Source organism: Enterobacter sp. PL_is514 (assembly GCF_055816715.1).
The window spans coordinates 66642-86862 of record NZ_JBVPGN010000023.1 but is presented as its reverse complement, the minus strand read 5'-3'; the positions used below and the strand labels follow the sequence as shown (position 1 = coordinate 86862).

Genomic DNA, 20221 nt, shown 5'->3' with positions numbered 1-20221 from the left:
AACGTCACCTTTATTTTTTAATCGGCAGGAAAACCGAAAACTCGGTATGTCCCGGCCAACTGGTAAATTCAATTTTCCCGGAGTGTTGATCGATCAAACTGCGGGCAATGGATAAGCCCAGGCCGGTTCCGCCTTCGCGACCGCTTACCATCGGGTAGAACAGGGTATCCTGCAGATGCGATGGAATGCCGGGCCCGTTATCCTCAACGTCGATTCGGGCCGCCAGCCGGTAGCGCACGCCGTGTAACGTGAGCTGGAAGGCGGTGCGGGTGCGTAAAATAATCTCCCCCCCTTCAGGCCCCAGCGCCTGCAGGGCATTACGCACAATATTCAACAGGACCTGCTCAATCTGGTCCGGATCATGGGCCAGTTCCGGCAGGCTTGGGTCGTAATCACGTACCAGCGTGACGTTCTCCGGCAGCTCCATTGAGACGAGCTTCACCACCCGTTCAGCCACTTTATGGATGCTTTCAGTGACGTGCATTCCCGGCTGCTGCGGACCAAGAAGACGGTCTACCAGATTTCGCAGACGGTCCGCCTGCTCAATGATGACGTTGGTGTACTCCGCCAGCGCGGGATCGGGGAGTGCCTTGGTCAGAAGCTGCGCCGCGCCGCGTAATCCACCCAACGGGTTTTTGATTTCATGCGCCAGACCGCGTACCAGGTCACGGGCGGCAATTTGCTGCGCATGCTGAAGCTGCTCCTGGCTCAGTCGACGCTGATTATCCATCGGCGCCATTTCCAGCAGGATCATCCCATCGGGAAGACGCTGCGCGGTCAGCGACAGAATGTGCGAGCGCCCGTCGATCACCAGCGTCACTTCGTTATCGGTAAACCCCTGGCCAGCCTGCAAACTTTCCTGCATCAGGCCAATATTCAGCGAAAAATAGCTCAGGAGTTCAGGAAGCGGGGTGCCGAACAGTTTACGTGCGCTTTGGGCGAGCAGCTGCTGCGCCGCCGGGTTGGCGTAATGAACGGCCAGCTCGTCATCGACCAGCAAAATGCTGTTAATCAAAGAATTGAGGATCTGCCCAGCATCGGGCAGCGTGCCAGTTGCCATTCAGCAGTCTCCTGGAGTTGTTGCACTGTTTTAGTGCAGTATAGCGTTTTCGGCGTAAATAGCGCGTGAGATCAGGTTGTTGGTGGAGAAAAAAGCCCATCCGGAGATGGGCTAAAAGTTTCCACGGCAACTACCCCCGGCGCTTGTCACGCCGGGTAAAACAACTTTATTAAACGCTGTAGTACAGCTCGAACTCAACCGGGTGTGGCGTCATACGCACACGGTCGTTCTCTTCAATACGCAGGGCGATGTAAGCGTCAATCGCTTCATCAGTGAACACACCACCCGCAGTCAGGAACTCGCGGTCTGCGTCCAGCGCCTGCAGGGCTTCTTCCAGAGAGCCAGCAACCTGTGGGATCTCTTTCGCTTCTTCTGGCGGCAGGTCGTACAGGTTTTTGTCCATCGCTTCGCCCGGGTGGATCTTATTCTTAATACCGTCCAGACCGGCCATCAGCAGTGCTGCGAAGCACAGGTATGGGTTAGCCGCTGGATCCGGGAAGCGCACTTCGATACGACGTGCTTTAGGAGACGCCACCACCGGAATACGGATAGAAGCAGAACGGTTACGTGCAGAGTAGGCCAGCATCACTGGCGCTTCGTAGCCCGGGACCAGACGCTTGTAGGAGTTAGTGGTTGGGTTCGCCAGGGCGTTGATCGCTTTAGCGTGTTTGATAACACCACCGATGTAGTGCAGCGCCTGCTCGGACAGACCGGCATATTTGTCGCCAGAGAACAGGTTGGTACCGTTCTTGGACAGAGACATGTGGCAGTGCATACCGGAACCGTTATCGCCAAACATTGGTTTTGGCATGAAGGTCGCGGTTTTACCGAAACGGTGCGCAACGTTGTGCACAACGTATTTGTAAATCTGAATCTCATCCGCTTTCTTGGTCATGGTGTTAAAGCGGGTAGCGATTTCGTTCTGGCCAGCAGTCGCCACTTCGTGGTGGTGCGCTTCAACAACCAGGCCCATCTCTTCCATGATCATACACATGGTAGAACGGATGTCCTGTGAAGAATCGACCGGAGGAACCGGGAAGTAACCGCCTTTCACGCCAGGACGGTGACCTTTGTTACCACCTTCGTATTTGGTGGAAGAGTTCCATGCACCTTCGATGTCATCGATAGCCACGTGGGAACCAGAAATTGAAGCGCCGAAACGGATGTCGTCAAACAGGAAGAACTCTGGCTCTGGTCCGAACAGAACGGTGTCTGCGATGCCGGTAGAACGCAGGTACTCTTCAGCACGTTTTGCGATAGAACGTGGGTCACGGTCGTAGCCCTGCAGCGTGCCTGGCTCGAGGATGTCGCAACGGATGATCAGGGTTGGTTCTTCGAAGAACGGGTCAATGAGCGCAGTGGTCGCGTCCGGCATCAGAACCATGTCGGATTCGTTAATGCCTTTCCAGCCACCAATGGAGGAGCCGTCAAACATTTTGCCTTCTTCGAAGAATTCGGCGTTCACCTGATGAGCAGGGATTGTGACGTGCTGTTCTTTACCTTTGGTATCGGTGAAGCGCAGATCAACAAACTTCACTTCATGTTCGTTCAGCATCGTCAAAACGTGTTCAGCGGACATACTTAACTCTCCAGATTGGTCATTGTCGTCGTGGTAACGAGGTCTTCAATTTCTGTTTGTACTGGCTGGTGCCATGTATTTTTTATAAAGCGAAATCTGTGCCAACTTTTAAAACACCCCAAAAAGGCGTTATCATGCGCACCATAGTGCAAAAGGGCTGCACCACGATGGATTTGTTGCACCAGTATAGTGCTTCAATGTGAACATTGAGCACCATATTGGTGCAATTTACGTTAAAGAGCCCTTTTACCGCTCCGTGAAAGCGATCACAAAGCATCCCTGCATGACTTGTTTGCGGGGGATGTTTGTGATCCTGTTTTGTAGTGCGATTAATCCGTGTACAATAACGCGCTATTTCTAAATGCCTGAGGCAAAGTTGTGATCGAAAATTTGCGTAACATCGCCATCATCGCGCACGTAGACCATGGTAAAACTACCCTGGTTGACAAGCTGCTGCAGCAATCCGGTACGTTTGATGCGCGTGCCGAAACCCAAGAACGCGTGATGGACTCCAACGATTTGGAGAAAGAGCGTGGGATTACCATCCTCGCGAAAAACACCGCGATTAAATGGAATGACTACCGTATCAACATCGTTGATACCCCAGGGCACGCCGACTTCGGTGGTGAAGTTGAACGTGTAATGTCCATGGTAGACTCCGTTCTGCTGGTCGTTGACGCAATGGATGGCCCAATGCCACAGACGCGCTTCGTGACCAAAAAAGCTTTTGCCCATGGTCTGAAGCCAATCGTTGTTATCAACAAAGTTGACCGCCCTGGCGCGCGTCCTGACTGGGTTGTTGACCAGGTCTTCGACCTGTTCGTTAACCTCGACGCGACCGACGAGCAGCTGGACTTCCCTATCGTTTACGCCTCTGCGCTGAACGGTATCGCAGGTCTGGACCACGAAGACATGGCTGAAGACATGACCCCGCTGTATCAGGCGATTGTTGACCGTGTTCCTGCGCCAAACGTCGATCTCGACGGTACCCTGCAGATGCAGATCTCTCAGCTCGACTACAACAACTACGTTGGCGTAATCGGCATTGGTCGTATCAAGCGCGGTAAAGTGAAGCCTAACCAGCAGGTTACTATCATCGATAGCGAAGGCAAAACCCGTAACGGTAAAGTTGGTAAAGTACTGACTCACCTGGGTCTTGAGCGTATCGAGAGCGACATCGCTGAAGCGGGCGACATTATCGCTATCACCGGTCTGGGTGAACTGAACATCTCCGACACCATCTGCGATCCGCAGAACGTCGAAGCGCTGCCAGCCCTGTCCGTTGATGAACCAACCGTATCCATGTTCTTCAACGTCAACACCTCTCCGTTCTGTGGTAAAGAAGGTAAGTTCGTTACCTCTCGTCAGATCCTTGACCGCCTGAACAAAGAGCTGGTGCACAACGTTGCGCTGCGCGTTGAAGAAACCGAAGACGCTGATGCATTCCGCGTTTCGGGTCGTGGTGAGCTGCACCTGTCTGTTCTGATCGAAAACATGCGTCGTGAAGGTTTCGAAATGGCGGTTTCCCGTCCGAAAGTAATCTTCCGCGAAATCGACGGCCGTAAACAAGAGCCGTTCGAAAACGTGACGCTGGACGTTGAAGAGCAGCACCAGGGTTCTGTGATGCAGGCTCTGGGTGAGCGTAAAGGCGACCTGAAAAACATGAATCCAGATGGCAAAGGCCGCGTACGTCTCGACTACGTGATCCCAAGCCGTGGCCTGATCGGCTTCCGTTCAGAGTTCATGACCATGACCTCCGGTACCGGTCTGCTGTACTCCACCTTCAGCCACTACGACGACGTTCGTCCGGGCGAAGTGGGCCAGCGTAACAACGGCGTGCTGATCTCCAACGGTCAGGGTAAAGCGGTTGCGTTTGCGCTGTTCGGTCTGCAGGATCGCGGTAAGCTGTTCCTGGGTCACGGTGCTGAAGTTTATGAAGGCCAGATCATCGGTATTCACAGTCGTTCTAACGACCTGACCGTAAACTGCCTGACCGGTAAGAAACTGACCAACATGCGTGCGTCCGGTACTGACGAAGCAACGGTTCTGGTTCCACCGATCAAGATGACTCTGGAGCAGGCTCTGGAATTCATCGATGATGACGAACTGGTAGAAGTGACTCCACAGTCAATTCGTATCCGTAAACGTCACCTGACCGAGAACGATCGTAAACGTGCTATGCGCGGTGCGAAAGAAGACTAATACGGTCAATCCGTAGGCCGGGTAAGCGTGAGCGCCACCCGGCAACTAAAAAGCCGCTGATCTCTCTGCGGCTTTTTTATTCGATGATCGCCAGAATTCTTCATTACCTGGGGCGTTATGTCCCGAAGCTATCTCTTTCCTGCGAAATTCACGGATTAGGGTAACTCTGCTCCATTTATCACGAACACCCGATCTGCCGATGAAATCGTGGTTTCGCGATGCGCGATAATAATCCTGGTGATGTTCATCTCCTGTATAGACTGATTGACCTGACTTTCACTGGTTTTATCAAGGTGGCTGGTCGCCTCGTCCATGAATAAGATACCCGGTTTGCGGTATAATGCCCGGGCAATATAAATCCGCTGTTTTTGACCGCCGGACAACCCTTCCCCAAGTTCACCAATCAGTGTCTCGTAACCCATTGGTAGCTTTAAAATGTCATTATGAATATGGCTTGCGATAGCGCATTGCACCATCCACTGCTCGTCAATGTCAGGCCGAAAACCGGCGATATTCTCTTTGATTGAGCCTGAAAACAGCTTATCTTCCTGCATGATACAGGCAATGCGTTCAGCATAATGCTCGAAACCAAGTTGCTTAATATCAATGCCATTAATTCGGACGCAGCCGTTCGACGGTTCGAATAAACCGCACAACACTTTCATCAAGGTGCTTTTACCTGAACCCGATACGCCCGTAATAGCAATACTCTCTCCGGCATGAATGGTCAGATTCAGTTTGCTGAAGATAGGGTCCGCATGGTTATCATAACGGTAAGTCAGATCCTGAGTTTCGAGCGTTAAGGCTCCGTGTGGTAAACGCAGCGGGCTGGTGGCCGTTGAAGAAGATGCTTCCTGCAGCGCAATATCGGCAACGCGTTCATTGTGTAAGTTGATGATCTTCAGCTGAATGATAAAGTTGATCAGGGCATTTATTCGGTCATAGAACTGACTCCTGAAGGTGTTAAATGCGATAAACATACCGATGGTTAAATGACTATCCATCATCAGCCTGCCGCTAACCCACAGGATAACAATTTGGTCGCAGGCGGCGATAAAAGAGACGACGCCACCAAAGAAAAGATCCATTCGCGTCAAACGAATGCCTGTATTGACCTTATCTGAAAAAAGATTAAACCAGTTATTGATTCTCAGGTCAGTCATCCCCTGAATCTTAATCGTCGCGATACCGTACAGGGTTTCCATAAAATAAGAATTAAGGCGTGCTTCCTTGATTAACTCTTCTTCGGATAGCTGGCGATAGTATCGATAGGTAGCAAACCGAATGAAGGTGTATATTGCGGTAAAAGAGACCACTATCATGCTGAGCTGCAGGTTGTATAAAAACATCATTACCAGCAAACCCATGAGCATTAGCGTATCAATAATGCTACCAGTCAAACCTGTGGTAAAAGTGGCCCGTATAACATCAAGCGAGTGGAAGCGAGACTGAATGTCCCCCAGTTTGCGTCTTTCAAAATAGGTGGTCGGTAGCTTAATAAGGTGAGAAAAGAGGCTAAAACTCCACTGGACGTCGATGAGTGTTCCCAGTATCAGCGTGGTCCAGGAGCGTATGACACTGACCGTCAAACGTAACAGAATCAGAATAAACAACCCAAGACAGATGATATTAAGTAAACCGTAATCTCCGGATGCAATCACATTATCCGTGACTAATTGTGTCCCCACTGGCATTAGCAGGCTGATCAACTCAATCACCAGCGATAAGAAAAATACCTTCGTCAGTGAAGTTATCAGTCCATTGATATTCTTTAATAACGTGGTCGCTTTTAACCTGTTTTGCTTCTTTTGAACTGAGAAAGTGGTTCCCGGCCATACCTCAAGCACAACACCAGTAAAATGTTGGGACAATTCGGGCATGCTAATCACCCGTCGTCCAAACGCAGGGTCGTGGATCACCGCGCTGTTCTTATCGACCTTAATCAGTACGACAAAATGGTTAAAATCCCAATGCAATATGCAGGGCTTACGCACGTCATGTAATTCCTGAAGGTCCACGGACAATGCGCGTGACGACATCTCCAGTTCACTGGCAATTGCTTTTATCGCATTGAGGTTGACCCCACGTGATGACAAATTGAATTGTTGCCGGAGTTGCAGTAGATCCACCTGCTTGCCATAAAAACTGCATATCATTGAAAGACAGGCCAGGCCACATTCGGACGCTTCGGTTTGAAAGACAACTGGGATGCGTTTAAATATTTTCAGATCCAACTTGCGCAGCAGCGTCTCAAGTGTATAAAGATTATTCATTACCTGCGTCCGTTACGCTCATTTTCATTTCGTAAAATGGCGATAATAACCACTCATAGATATGTCTCTTTTCAAGGAAAAGAGAAATCTGCGCTTTGGCTCCCTGGCTCAGTGAGAGTTGTTTTCCATGAACTTGCACAGACTGTAGGTCAGGTTTGATCATGATTTTGTACCAGGACTTTTTATCGTCATAGAATTCATGTGCGATGGTCTGCTTTGACAGGAGTTCTGGCTTCGATGCCGGAAGCCTGGATATTGCTGATATTGATGCCCTGAACTGACCAAATTTTTCATAAGGAAAGGCGTCGTAACTAACATTAACGCGCTGGCCAATCGCCAGATAAGGAAGAACTTCATCCGGAACCCAGGTTTCGAGATAGCATGGAGAATGGATATTCTGCTGAACTCGCGCCAGTACATCGCCTGCGCCGATCATCTTACCTTGCGCCGTATTGATGGAGTCGATTAAGCCATCGGCTGTTGCCACGATGACATAATTACCTTCCGCTTCTGTATTTAACTTTTCTTTTTGCAGTTCGTATATTTTTTGCTCAAGCTGGTAAATCTGTTGGTCATAATCAGCGCTCTGGGACTGGATTTGCTGATTGAGCGCATCGATCTGAACCTGGTCCTGTGATTTTCTGGCGACCAGGTCAGAAACATTGCTCTGCTGTTGATAGAGTAGTGCGTTTTGACTGCTCATCTGGTCTTTGGTGACCAGACCTTTTTCCTGATAACCACGGTAATCGTTAACGTTCTTCTCAATCTGATGCAGTTCCCGCTCAGCCTGCACCAGTAGCCCAGATGAGGTATTAAAACTGGACTGATAATGATCTTTTTGAGTCGTCAGCGCGTTGAGCGTACGGTTTTTCGAAGAGTTCAAATTTGCCATCATTACGCTGATATTCTTTATCTGTAGCGCGATCTCCTTTTTTTTATTCTCATCAACCAGGCCTGATTGCGTCGATACACCTGAATGAATGAGAAAGAGGGCGTCACCTTTTTTTACGCGATCGCCTTCATTAACAAAACTCTGCACGACTGTACCCTGCATTGATGCAGAGATATTCACCGAGCCAGGGAAAGTGGTTATTTCACCGTGAACGATGACGCGACGGGTGTAGGAACCTTTGGTAATAAAAATAGAAATGGAAGCAATAAAAAAAATGCTGAGCAATATAATAAAAGCAAAAGGGATGCCCGGCAGAAGAACGGCTTTCCCTTCCCACCGGGTACTCTGATATTCAATAGCTTCCTTGCGAAACATATCTGGCCTCCTGCGGGGTGGAAATAGCCGCCAAATATCAGCGGCTATGAGTTATAATGGTTCAGGAATTAATGTCTACCGTGATCATTACCCTGGCGGCCACCGCCACTTTTCGAACCACCATTACCTTTTGATGAACCACCGCTTTTACCACCAACGTTAACCGAGCAACCACCGCTAAAGGATGTGCTTTCAGAGTGAGAACCATCTTTGTTAGTGGTGCTGGTGTGAGAATAGCTGCCATTACAACCAGCGCTACCACCACCGAACATCCCACCAATCGCACTACCGATAGAACCCCACATTCCTGCACCGCTGACGTTACTTAATTCACTTTCATTGAGTTCACGCATTATTAATTTTCCTTGCAATAGTGAGCAAAAGGTATACCCATAATATCCATAGACTTTTTCCATACCATTTCACCATCCGTGAATGAAATGTTTTTTACGCCAAAACGCGTAAAATCCTTTTCGCTGTACGTCGACAGACCTGTGTCTGGATCACCAATATTTTCTTTTTGCCCGCAAAGTGGCATCATCCATGACACATTTATATCTTTGTAGAATGCTTTATCCGTTTTTCTTATTTCTGAGAAAATGCGATCTGTTATCGTTGTGTCTGTATTGATTTCTCCGTTAACCGTAGTTGTTAACTTATTGTCATCAGAATTAGGCGACCCATGGAAACCAATAATCGAACCATAGTTGATGATTTTGTTTTTTGCCGCTGGGAAAAGATAGTTAGCACAGGAAGAAAGGCATAATCGCCTGACCTCAATGTTAATTTCTTTATCATGAATAATTCGTGCTATATTGATTGCAGTTTCGACATCGCCGCCACCACTGTTTATCGATATTGTTCTGACAGGGATAAGGTTTTTTTTGATAAGTCCCACAATGATTTTGTCATCATCTTTGGATATGTTTCCGTCGATATATAACGTATCAAAAACGAGGTGGGTTGAAGATTTTGGTTCAAGCCCTTGCTTCACAATTAATTGGCTAGAGAGTTGATATAAAATATCTCTGCTGGCTTTTTTAAATTGGTAGGCATTGTATGAATAAATAGCGAATGCGCAGAGTATTGCTATTAATACGGCACTGAGGACGTATCCCTTTTTAATCTTCACGAAAGTGCAGCTCCATGTGTAAAGTAATGTAAACTTAGCATTATAAAAAAGAAGATAAATAGACTATTTGTATCTAAATGTAAATTTAAGTAAAGTAAACTTGTTGCAATTTCTCGCAAAGCCGCGAGAAATGGGATTGCCATGGAAAAAACTGGGGGAATATGGTGATGAGAAAAAGCTTATGGAAGCGTTTTTCTATAATTTTTTGCAAAATGAACTAAAACGTATATCTTCGCAAAAACGCACTTAAATAAAACTCATCCCAGCCTATCGCCCGAAAGCCAATATCATCTTCCCGGGCTAAATTTTTGTTCTTCATACTGCTCCCTCTCAGCTGAATCTCGTGCATAGCCAAACTTTATCTTTCCCGCTACAGTTACCTCTCCACGGCGAGCAGGAGATAACCATGCTTTATATCTTTGATTTAGGAAACGTAATCGTCGATATCGATTTTAATCGCGTGCTGGGTGCGTGGAGCGACTTTAGCCGCGTTCCGCTGGCGACACTGAAGCAGAATTTCGCGATGGGCGAGACCTTCCATCAGCATGAACGCGGCGAGATCGGTGATGAAGAATTCGCTGAACGTTTCTGTCAGGAGATGGATCTACCGTTGAGCTACGAGCAGTTTTCACACGGCTGGCAGGCAGTATTTGTCGCCATCCGGCCTGAAGTGATCGACATAATGCATAAGCTTCGCGAGCAGGGCCATCGGGTCGTTGTGTTGTCCAATACCAACCGTCTGCACACGACGTTCTGGCCTGAGGAATACCCTGAAGTTAAGGCGGCGGCCGACAAGATCTATCTTTCGCAGGAGATGGGGATGCGTAAGCCTGAAGCGCGAATTTATCAGGCTGTTCTGCAGTCAGAGGGATTCACCGCGGCCGATGCGGTCTTTTTCGACGACAACGCCGATAATATAGAGGGAGCTAACCAGTTAGGTATAACGTCAATTCTGGTGACCGGAAAAGAGACGATACCAAACTACTTTGCGAAGCAGCTATGCTAAAAACCGTTCATCAAAAAGCCACGCATCATACTCGCCCGCTGAGGGCATGGCTGAAACTGCTCTGGCACCGCATTGATGAGGACAACATGACCACGCTGGCGGGTAACCTCGCCTACGTGTCGTTGCTCTCATTAGTGCCGCTGGTGGCGGTCATTTTTGCCCTGTTTTCCGCCTTTCCGATGTTTGCGGACGTCAGCCTGCAGCTTCGTCATTTTGTCTTCGCGAATTTCATTCCTGCAACCGGGGATGTCATCCAGAACTACATTGAGCAGTTTGTTGCCAATTCCAGCAAGATGACGGCAGTGGGGGCGTGCGGTCTTATCGTCACGGCGCTGTTGTTGATGTATGCCATTGATAACGCGCTGAACACGATCTGGCGGAGTAAAAAAGCGCGGCCAAAGGTCTATTCCTTTGCCGTATACTGGATGATCCTCACGCTGGGGCCGCTGCTGGCCGGGGCGAGCCTGGCGATCAGTTCGTATCTTCTCTCCTTGCGCTGGGCGAGTGAGTTAAACGGCGTAATTGATAATGCGCTTCGCATCTTTCCGTTGATCCTGTCGTGGCTCTCGTTCTGGCTGCTCTATAGCGTCGTACCGACCACGCGCGTGCCTAACCGTGATGCTGTCGTGGGGGCGCTGGTGGCGGCGTTGCTCTTTGAGCTCGGTAAGAAAGGGTTTGCCCTCTACATCACCATGTTTCCGTCCTATCAGCTGATTTATGGCGTGCTGGCGGTGATCCCCATTTTATTTGTCTGGGTCTACTGGACCTGGTGTATCGTCTTGCTTGGTGCCGAAATAACTGTCACTCTCGGTGTATACCGCGAACTTAAAAAAGCAGCAGCAGCTGAAAAACAACAAGAAGCAGACCAACCATGATTGCATTGATACAGCGCGTAACCCGTGCCAGCGTCACCGTGGAGGGAGAGGTGACGGGTGAAATTGGCCCAGGACTTTTGGTGTTGTTAGGTGTCGAAAAGGATGACGACGAACAAAAAGCCAACCGCTTATGTGAGCGCGTGCTGGGCTACCGTATTTTCAGCGATGCGGAAGGCAAGATGAACCTGAACGTTCAGCAGGCAGGCGGCAGCGTGCTGGTGGTTTCCCAGTTTACGCTGGCAGCGGATACCGAGCGCGGCATGCGCCCGAGTTTCTCTAAAGGCGCCGCGCCGGATCGTGCAGAAGCACTTTACGAGTACTTTGTTGAGCGTTGTCGCCAGCAGGAAATGAATACGCAAACCGGACGATTCGCTGCAGATATGCAGGTGTCGCTGGTGAACGATGGCCCCGTCACATTCTGGCTCCAGGTATGAGCATACTTACGGCATGGCCGCGGGTAACAAGAGAGAGTACAGCTATGTATCACCTTCGAGTACCGCAAACGGAAGAAGAGTTAGACGCTTATTACCAGTTCCGCTGGGAAATGCTGCGCAAGCCACTGCATCAGCCAAAAGGCTCTGAACGCGACGCCTGGGACGCGATGGCCCACCATCAGATGGTGATGGACGAAGAGGGTAACCTCGTCGCCGTCGGGCGTTTGTATATCAACGCCGATAACGAAGCGTCTATTCGCTTTATGGCGGTTCATCCCTCCGTGCAGGACAAAGGTCTGGGTACGCTAATGGCGATGACCCTGGAATCCGTCGCCCGTCAGGAAGGCGTTAAGCGCGTCACCTGTAGCGCCCGCGAAGATGCCGTTGAGTTCTTCGCTAAACTCGGTTTTGTGAATCAGGGGGAAATCACGACCCCGCAAACCACGCCGATTCGTCATTTTTTGATGATCAAACCCATCGCCACGCTGGACGATATTCTGCATCGCGCCGACTGGTGCGGACAGCTCCAGCAGGCCTGGTATCAGCACATTCCGCTCAGTGAAAAAATGGGCGTGCGCATACAGCAGTACACCGGACAAAAATTTATTACCACCATGCCGGAAACCGGCAATCAGAACCCGCACCACACGCTGTTTGCCGGCAGCCTGTTCTCACTGGCCACGCTCACCGGCTGGGGACTGATCTGGCTGATGCTGCGCGAGCGCCATCTGGGCGGCACCATCATTCTGGCCGATGCTCACATCCGCTATAGTGCACCGATCAGCGGCAAGCCGAGCGCGGTGGCCGATCTGGGGTCACTGGGCGGCGATCTGGACCGTCTGGCACGTGGCCGCAAGGCTCGCGTCCAAATGCAGGTTGAACTGTTTGGCGATAAAACACCGGGCGCGGTGTTTGAAGGCACCTATATCGTTCTTCCGGCGAAGCCCTTCGGCGCGTATGAAGAGGGTGGGAACGAGGAGGAGTAATCTCCTGTTCACTCTTACCGGGCGTGCTGAATTCGCCCGGCGATATCCCGCATAACATCTCGCGCTGACTGGCTGATGCCGCCAAGCTGAAAGAAGCCATGGATGACGCCCAGCCAGCGCTGAGCGGTACACTTCACACCCTGCTCAGTCAGATGCTGATACAACATTTCTCCCTCATCGCACAGCGGATCGTACTCTGCGGTAATGATGTGCACTGGCGGAAGCCCGTAAAAATCATCGCGCCACATCGGGCTCGCTTCGGGATGCTGACGGTCAGTTTCTGCGAGATACATTTCATACCCGCTGAGCAGAGTATCCCGGGTGATAACGTAATCCGTGCCATTGAGGGCATAGCTTTCAAAACTGGCGGTGGCGTCGAGCATGGGGTAGATAAGAATAAGCTGTGCGGGTTTCCATCGCCCTTTCGCGTTGAGCCGCAATGACGTTACCAGCGCAAGATGTCCCCCCGCGCTGTCTCCACAAAGGGTGAGCCGGTTCCTGTCGACGCCTAATTTGTCCGCATATTGCCATACCAGCTCAGCACCTCTTTCCGCATCGTCATGTGCGGCGGGGAAAGTATGCTCCGGCGCCAGCCTGTACTGAATCGCAATCACCCGACAATTGCCGTAGCAGGCTAACTGACGGAGTTGGTTGTCATGGGTATCAAAGCCGCCGCTGATAAAGCATCCGCCGTGGTAGTAGATGGCAGCAGGCAATATTTCAGGTGCATTGAGAGGTGAAAATACCCGAATGGTAAGACCCTCAAGAACAAGCGTCTCCACCTGAACGCGCGTTTCTGTCTCCCCGGCAAGCCCCGTGCTGGCAATATAGCCTGCTCGTCGCACCTCAATGCTCTGGCGACGTGACGAGGGCCGACCCGCAGCGATAAATCCCTGAACCAGTTGTGCAATACCCTGTTCCAGCGCCATGAAAATTCCCTTTTACTGTATGGATGAACAGTTTTATAGCCTGGTTTGATTCAAAAGAAAACAAGAATATTGTTGCGGATAACAATCTGGAAAGCAGCCCGCAAACAGAAGGCAAACTATTGGCTGGGGCTTTAACCCTACTGAGAGAAAGTGTATGTTGCCTTGAAAATAGACAATAATGATATACTGAGGTGATATATGAGTTTACTGGCGGAGCTTAACATGGGCAGAATTCTGATCGATTTGTCGGATGACGTTATTCAACGTCTCGATAACCTCAAGCAGCTGCGCAACCAACCTCGTGCCGAATTACTGCGTGAAGCAATTGAGCAGTATCTCGATCAGCAAAGCTCATCCGTTATCCGTGATGCGCTTGGTCTGTGGGGGAACCAGCAAGAAGACGGTTTAGAGTATGAACGCAAGCTGCGTGAGGAGTGGTAGCTATGGAACACATGGCGGTTTTTGATACCAATATCCTGATCGACCTTTTCAACAATCGCGTCGAGGCAGCAAATACGATCGAAAACACAGCGTCGCACCGGTCAATCAGTCTAATCACATGGATGGAAGTCATGGTGGGGGCACGCAAACATGGCCACGAAGCGAAAACAGCGTCGGTAATGGGCGCATTTGAGATTATCGATGTAACCCGAGAGATCGCTGAAAGAAGCGTCGTGCTCCGTGAGAAGCATGGCATGAAACTGCCGGATGCCATTATTTTAGCGACTGCCCAAAGCAGAAATTGCCCGTTAATCACCCGGAATACCAAAGACTTTCAGGGCATTCCTGGGGTTGTTTCACCGTACCAGCTGTAGGCCGGGCAAGCACGCGCTGCCCGGCACTGTCACAGGGAATTACTCCCCTTCACCCGGGAACAGGAACGGGTTGATCGAGCTGCGGGCAAAGCCCTCCTGCTCCATTTTCGCGTCCAGAATCAGCGAGGCAAGATCGTCGGCCACCGCTTCGACTTTCGGGTCTTTTTCCTGATACAGAATCTTCAGGTAAGTGCCGCAGTCGCCGCAGCTTTCGGCTTTCACCGCCGCGTCTTCATTTTCCAGCGACCAGTAGTTCAGATCGCGGGTCTGCTCGCAGTTGCTGCACTTGATGCGCACCACGTGCCACTCGGTTTCACACAGGTTGCAGTGCAGGTAGCGCAGCCCCTGCGTGGTGCCGATTTGCACCATGCTCGATACCGGCATGGAGCCGCAGACCGGGCAGAACTGGCGCGCTTCGCCGTATTCGGCGCGCGCTTTGCCCGGGATCAGGCTTGCCATTTGCGCCCAGTAGAGCGACAGGGCAGCCCAGATAAACGGCGCTTTATCGCTGCTCACCAGCGAGAAGTCAGAGGCAAACAGCGCGCTCGCCATCTCTTCCAGCTCTTGTTCGGACGCTTTTTCCAGATTTTCAATGACCGCCAGCGCGGTACCGCTCATCTCCGGCTTCAGCTCGGCAATGAGCGAATGCAGCAGCTTTTGCCAGTGCTTGTCGCGCGGCAGGACGTGAATGTCCAGCGGTGGCTTGCCCTGCGCGTTGGCTTCTTTGATGCGCGCGGTCAGATCCATTTGCAGCGGGTGATCGTACAGCACCACTTCCTGCGCGTGGGCGACCAGCGCGGCAAAACGCAGAAAATCGCCCAGCGGGTTGTTCTCTGCCAGCTCGCGCAGACGCTCTGCGCGGCGGTTATAGAGGTTCTTGAGTCTGGGGAATAACAACGGCGGAATATAATCCGCCGTGCGTTTCTCGCTCGACCCCAGCTCATCTTGCGGGATTATGCGAATACTCATTCAGATGACTTTTCCTGTTTCTGGCGGACTTCACGGTACCAGCGCGGGTGATGCTTCTTCGCCCACGTACTGGTTACCCATCCTTCCACCATCGCGGTAATGGTGCCTTTCACCCAAAGGGCGGCGTAGATATGCACCATGATAACCACAATTAACGCCACTGCGGCAAATGAATGCAGCATCAGCGCGAATCGGATCACCGGGATTGAGAAAGCAGGCGCAAAGTACGGACGCCAGATGATCACGCCGCTCACCAGCAACAGGACCAGGAAGATAATCGCCGCCCAGAATACGCATTTCTGGCCGAAGTTATAACGCCCGGTGTCACCCACTTCCTCGTTGACGACGATCTTACGAATATTCTTCGCCCAAAAGATATCATCCCGATTGATTAGGTTATGGTGCCAGTAGCGGAAAAACATAATGATGAACGACGCGAACATGATGACGCCCACAAACGGGTGCAGGATGCGCGCCAGCTGTGGTGTCCCCATGATCTGCATCAGCCAGTTGAAGGACGGGAAGAAGAACCCCAGCCCGCTTATCGCCGCCAGCATGAAGCAGAAGGCGGTGACCCAGTGGTTGATGCGTTCCGGCGCGGTGTAGCGCACGATGGTGTCACGTTTTTTCATTTGCGCACCTCGTCTTTCTCTTCATGCAGGTTGTCGTCTTCCTCTTCCGCGCGGTTCGGACCGACGCCGACGTAGTGGAAGATGCTCGCTGCGAAGGTGGCAGCAAAGCCCACCGCTGCCAGCGGTTTCCAGATGCCTTTCCAGAACTTCACGGTAGCGCTGATTTCCGGGTTCTCCGGCAGACCGTGATACAGATTCGGCTTGTCGGCGTGGTGCAGCACGTACATCACGTGCGTACCGCCAACCCCGGCCGGATCGTACAGGCCCGCGTTGTCGTAACCACGGGTCTTCAGCTCGCCCACGCGCTCTGCCGCCAGCGTTTTCATATCCTCTTTGGAGCCAAAGTGGATTGCGCCGGTTGGGCAGGTCTTCACGCATGCAGGCTCCTGGCCGACGGTAACGCGGTCCACGCACAGGGTGCATTTGTAGACGCGGTTGTCTTCCGGGTTCAGGCGCGGTACGTCGAACGGACAGCCCGCGATGCAGTAGCCGCAGCCGATGCACTGTTCGGACTGGAAGTCGACGATGCCGTTGGCATACTGAATGATAGCCCCTTCTGACGGACATGCCTTCAGGCAGCCCGGATCCGCACAGTGCATACAGCCGTCTTTGCGGATAAGCCATTCCAGTTTGTCGTTCTGCTCCACTTCCGAGAAACGCATCACCGTCCAGGACTTGGCGGTCAGGTCCGCCGGGTTGTCGTACACCCCGACGTTGTGACCCACTTCGTCACGCAGATCGTTCCACTCTGAACACGCCACCTGACAGGCTTTACAGCCGATACAGGTGGTCACGTCGATAAGCTTCGCCACTTCCTGCTGGTGGTCCCGCGCCTGAGGCGCGGGCGTGAAACCATTAGTCGCGGAACGACGGATAATGTCTTGAGATTGATAAGCCATAAGTCGTCTCCGTTACACCTTTTCCACGTTCACGAGGAAGGCCTTAAACTCCGGCGTCTGCGTGTTCGCATCGCCGACGAACGGCGTCAGGGTGTTCGCAATGAACCCTTTCTTCGCCACGCCCTCATAGCCCCAGTGAATCGGAATACCGATGGTATCCACCTGCTGACCGTGAACGTTCAGCGTGCGAATACGCTTGGTCACCACCGCCTTGGCCTTAATGTAGCCGCGGTTAGAGGAGACCTTCACGGTATCGCCATGGGCAATCCCGAGCTTGTTCGCCAGCTTCTCGCCGATCTCCACAAACTGTTCCGGCTGCGCGATGGCGTTAAGCAGCGCGTGCTTGGTCCAGTAGTGGAAGTGCTCGGTCAGACGGTAGGTGGTACCCACGTACGGGAACTTGTCTTTTTTACCCAGCGCTTCGAAATCGCCCTTAAAGATACGGGCTGCCGGGTTAGAGACCACGTTCGGGTGCAGCGGGTTGGTGCCCAGCGGCGTCTCAAACGGCTCGTAGTGTTCCGGGAACGGACCTTCCGCCATCTTATCGATAGCAAACAGGCGTCCCATCCCTTCAGGCTGCATGATAAACGGCCCAACGTCGCTGCCCGGTGCGGCAGTGCTGTAGTCCGGAATATCCACGCCGCCCCATTTCGCACCGTCCCACTTCAGAAGCTGACGCTTCGGATCCCACGGGTTGCCCTGCGGGTCAGCGGATGCGCGGTTATAGAGGATGCGGCGGTTAAGCGGCCATGCCCATGCCCAGCCCAGCGTATTGCCGAGGCCCGACGGATCGGCGTTATCGCGGTTGGCCATCTGGTTGCCCTTCGGCGTCCAGCTACCGGCAAAGATCCAGCAGCCGCTGGAGGTCGTGCCGTCATCGCGCAGGTGCGCGAAGGTGCTGAGCTGATCGCCTTTCTTCGCCAGCACGGTACCGGTGGCCGGGTCGATAACGTCCGCCAGCGCCTTACCGTTGCTCTCCATCGCCACTTCTTCTGGCGCAGGGTTTTCCGGCGTCGAGTAGTTCCAGGTCATGTTCAGGACCGGTTCCGGGTTCGCGCCGCCTTCTGCCGCGTACATCTTACGCAGGCGCAAGAAGATACCGGCCAGGATCTCGCCGTCGTTCATGGCGATGCCCGGGGCGTCAGCGCCTTTCCAGTGCCACTGCAGCCAGCGTCCGGAGTTAACGATAGACCCGTTCTCTTCCGCGAAGCAGGTTGACGGCAGACGGAACACTTCGGTCTGAATCTTCGACGGATCGACGTCGTTCGATTCACCGTGGTTCTGCCAGAAGGTTGAGGTTTCGGTATTGAGCGGGTCAATCGTCACCAGGAACTTCAGCTTCGACAGAGACTCAACAACCTTGTTCTTGTTCGGGAACGAGGCCACCGGGTTAAAGCCCTGGCACAGATAGCCGTTCACTTTGCCCTGGTGCATCATCTCGAAATACTGCAGCACGTCGTAGCCTTTGTCCCACTTCGGCAGCCAGTCAAAGCCCCAGCTGTTTTCCGCCGTCGCTTTATCGCCGAAGAACGCTTTCATCATGGAGACGAAGAACTTCGGATAGTTGCCCCAGTAGTTCACCTGGCCTTCAAGCAGCGGTTTAGGCGTGCTGGCCTTCAGGTAGGTTTGCAGGTCGGTCTGTTTCTCGCTTGGCAGGTTCATGTAACCCGGCAGGCTTTGAGACAGCAGGCCGAGGTCGGTCAGACCCTGAATGTTGGAGTGACCGCGCAGGGCGTTCACGCCGCCGCCTGCCATCCCCATGTTGCCGAGCAGGAGCTGAACCATCGCCATGGTACGGATATTCTGCGCGCCGATGGAGTGCTGCGTCCAGCCGAGGGCGTACAGGAACGACGCGGTTTTGTCCTTCGCGCTGGTTTCGGCGATCAGCTCGCACACCTTCAGGAAGTCCGCCTTCGGCGTACCACAGATGTTTTCGACAACCTCCGGCGTGTAGCGGGAGACGTGCTCTTTCAGCAGGTTCCACACGCAGCGCGGGTGTTGCAGGGTGGTGTCGCGCTTCGCAAAGCCTTTCTCATCCAGCTCGTAGTTCCAGCTGGTTTTATCGTATTTGCGTTTTTCGGCGTCGTAACCGCTGAACAGGCCATCTTCGAAGTGGTAATCCTCACGCACGATCAGGCTGGCGTTGGTATAGGCTTCGGTGTATTCGCGGTTGTATTTTTCGTTGGTCATCAGGTACAGCAGTACGCCTGACAGGAAAGTGATGTCAGTACCTGAACGAATAGGGGTGTAGAAATCCGCCACTGACGCAGTACGCGTAAAGCGGGGATCGATCACAATCAGTTTCGCACCGTTGTGGATTTTGGCTTCCATCGCCCAGCGGAACCCGACAGGGTGCGCTTCAGCGGCGTTACCGCCCATCACCACAATGAGGTTGGCGTTCTTGATGTCGACCCAGTGGTTGGTCATCGCACCGCGACCAAATGTTGGAGCAAGACTTGCTACCGTTGGTCCGTGTCAGACACGCGCCTGGTTGTCGACCGCGAGCATACCGAGTGCGCGCGTAAATTTCTGGGTTAAATAACCGGTTTCGTTGCTGGAAGCAGAGGCACACAGCATCCCGGTGGAGAGCCAGCGGTTGACCGTAACGCCGTCGGCGTTCTTCTCAACAAAGTTGGCATCGCGGTCTTCTTTAATGTGTTTTGCGATGCGATCAAACGCCTCTTCCCAGCTGATTTGCTGCCATTTGTCGGAGCCAGGCGCGCGATATTCAGGGAATTTGAGGCGGCTTTCGGAGTGGATAAAGTCCACCAGACCGGCCCCTTTCGGGCACAATGCGCCGCGGTTGACCGGATGATCCGGGTCGCCTTCGATATGGAAAATAGACGCTTTGGCGTTTTTAGCACCGTCGCCGAGGCTATACATTAACAGCCCGCAACCGACAGAGCAGTACGTACAGGTATTACGGGTTTCACGGGTGCGCAGCAGTTTATACTGCCGCGTTTCCGCCAGCGCTACGCCGGGCGCAAAGCCCAGTGCCGCTGCCGTGGTGCCTGCCATACCGCCAGCGCAGATCTTAAAGAACTGCCTTCTGCTGACCTGCATGGGTCACTCCTTGTTTCGACATTGCTTACATATGTAGTTTTGACTTCGCGGTTGAAGAATGACCGCAAAGGAGAAAAATTTGCGTTAATCCCTCAATTCC

General features: G+C 52.3%; 18 protein-coding genes. 7 read left to right on the top strand and 11 right to left on the bottom strand.

All coding sequences use genetic code 11. From position 1 onward, the window contains the following. Positions 1–10: 10 nt before the first annotated feature. Both glnL and glnA read right to left on the bottom strand, forming a co-directional pair. Complete coding sequence (glnL, locus tag AC0TNG_RS01595) at positions 11–1060, bottom strand: nitrogen regulation protein NR(II) (protein WP_023333897.1); 1050 nt, start codon at positions 1058–1060, stop codon at positions 11–13. Between the two features lie 169 nt (positions 1061–1229). Continuing rightward, on the bottom strand, positions 1230–2639 hold the full coding sequence (gene glnA, locus AC0TNG_RS01590) for a glutamate--ammonia ligase (protein ID WP_024909217.1): 1410 nt from the start codon (positions 2637–2639) through the stop codon (positions 1230–1232). A 378-nt stretch (positions 2640–3017) separates the two neighbouring features. On the opposite strand from glnA, the gene typA reads away from it, so the two are divergent. Further along, complete coding sequence (gene typA, locus AC0TNG_RS01585; protein WP_023331638.1) at positions 3018–4841, top strand: ribosome-dependent GTPase TypA; 1824 nt, start codon at positions 3018–3020, stop codon at positions 4839–4841. Positions 4842–4996: 155 nt separating this feature from the next. Here typA and AC0TNG_RS01580 read toward each other — a convergent pair whose 3' ends face one another. The 4 genes from AC0TNG_RS01580 to AC0TNG_RS01565 form a co-directional block, all read right to left on the bottom strand. Beyond that, entirely contained in the window at positions 4997–7114 is a 2118-nt protein-coding gene (locus AC0TNG_RS01580) for a peptidase domain-containing ABC transporter (protein ID WP_090420824.1), read from the bottom strand. After that, positions 7107–8381, bottom strand: coding sequence for an HlyD family secretion protein (locus AC0TNG_RS01575; RefSeq protein WP_473712434.1), 1275 nt, complete (start codon positions 8379–8381; stop codon positions 7107–7109). Before AC0TNG_RS01575 ends, AC0TNG_RS01580 begins: the two co-directional genes overlap by 8 nt. Before the next feature lie 68 nt (positions 8382–8449). Beyond that, positions 8450–8734, bottom strand: a complete 285-nt coding sequence (locus AC0TNG_RS01570) for a hypothetical protein (RefSeq protein WP_023309759.1) — start codon at positions 8732–8734, stop codon at positions 8450–8452. A gap of 2 nt (positions 8735–8736) precedes the next feature. Beyond that, positions 8737–9513 (bottom strand): hypothetical protein, encoded by a 777-nt coding sequence (locus tag AC0TNG_RS01565; protein ID WP_267215801.1) that lies wholly within the window; start codon positions 9511–9513, stop codon positions 8737–8739. Between the two features lie 406 nt (positions 9514–9919). Here AC0TNG_RS01565 and yihX point away from each other — a divergent pair, with 406 nt between their 5' ends. From yihX to fabY, 4 genes are read left to right on the top strand one after another with little or no spacing between them, the layout of a single operon-like run. Then, positions 9920–10519, top strand: a complete 600-nt coding sequence (gene yihX / locus AC0TNG_RS01560; protein WP_090420827.1) for a glucose-1-phosphatase — start codon at positions 9920–9922, stop codon at positions 10517–10519. Continuing rightward, complete coding sequence (locus tag AC0TNG_RS01555) at positions 10513–11394, top strand: virulence factor BrkB family protein (RefSeq protein WP_061716286.1); 882 nt, start codon at positions 10513–10515, stop codon at positions 11392–11394. The genes yihX and AC0TNG_RS01555 overlap by 7 nt, the downstream gene beginning before the upstream one ends. Then, complete coding sequence (gene dtd, locus AC0TNG_RS01550; RefSeq protein WP_008501836.1) at positions 11391–11828, top strand: D-aminoacyl-tRNA deacylase; 438 nt, start codon at positions 11391–11393, stop codon at positions 11826–11828. Before AC0TNG_RS01555 ends, dtd begins: the two co-directional genes overlap by 4 nt. A 44-nt stretch (positions 11829–11872) precedes the next feature. Continuing rightward, positions 11873–12814 carry a fatty acid biosynthesis protein FabY gene (fabY, locus tag AC0TNG_RS01545; protein WP_023309755.1) on the top strand — a complete coding sequence of 314 codons (942 nt, stop codon included), beginning with the start codon at positions 11873–11875 and terminating at the stop codon, positions 12812–12814. Positions 12815–12828: 14 nt separating this feature from the next. Here fabY and AC0TNG_RS01540 read toward each other — a convergent pair whose 3' ends face one another. Beyond that, positions 12829–13743, bottom strand: a complete 915-nt coding sequence (locus AC0TNG_RS01540; protein WP_090420834.1) for an alpha/beta hydrolase — start codon at positions 13741–13743, stop codon at positions 12829–12831. Positions 13744–13941: 198 nt separating this feature from the next. Here AC0TNG_RS01540 and AC0TNG_RS01535 point away from each other — a divergent pair, with 198 nt between their 5' ends. Together AC0TNG_RS01535 and AC0TNG_RS01530 are read left to right on the top strand one after the other, a co-directional pair. Then, complete coding sequence (locus tag AC0TNG_RS01535; RefSeq protein ID WP_045909092.1) at positions 13942–14184, top strand: ribbon-helix-helix protein, CopG family; 243 nt, start codon at positions 13942–13944, stop codon at positions 14182–14184. A gap of 2 nt (positions 14185–14186) precedes the next feature. Beyond that, positions 14187–14558 (top strand): type II toxin-antitoxin system VapC family toxin, encoded by a 372-nt coding sequence (locus tag AC0TNG_RS01530; protein WP_032648446.1) that lies wholly within the window; start codon positions 14187–14189, stop codon positions 14556–14558. 39 nt (positions 14559–14597) lie between these two features. Here the strand turns inward: AC0TNG_RS01530 and fdhE are convergent, their stop codons facing one another. From fdhE to fdnG, 4 genes are read right to left on the bottom strand one after another with little or no spacing between them, the layout of a single operon-like run. Beyond that, entirely contained in the window at positions 14598–15527 is a 930-nt protein-coding gene (fdhE, locus tag AC0TNG_RS01525; RefSeq protein WP_008501833.1) for a formate dehydrogenase accessory protein FdhE, read from the bottom strand. After that, on the bottom strand, positions 15524–16159 hold the full coding sequence (gene fdoI / locus AC0TNG_RS01520; protein WP_014172232.1) for a formate dehydrogenase cytochrome b556 subunit: 636 nt from the start codon (positions 16157–16159) through the stop codon (positions 15524–15526). The genes fdhE and fdoI overlap by 4 nt, the downstream gene beginning before the upstream one ends. Next, the gene (gene fdxH, locus AC0TNG_RS01515; RefSeq protein ID WP_008501831.1) at positions 16156–17058 is read right to left on the bottom strand and encodes a formate dehydrogenase subunit beta; all 903 of its coding nucleotides are present in this window, start codon (positions 17056–17058) and stop codon (positions 16156–16158) included. The genes fdoI and fdxH overlap by 4 nt, the downstream gene beginning before the upstream one ends. 12 nt (positions 17059–17070) lie before the next feature. After that, entirely contained in the window at positions 17071–20121 is a 3051-nt protein-coding gene (gene fdnG, locus AC0TNG_RS01510; RefSeq protein ID WP_155267946.1) for a formate dehydrogenase-N subunit alpha, read from the bottom strand. Between the last annotated feature and the right edge of the window lie 100 nt (positions 20122–20221).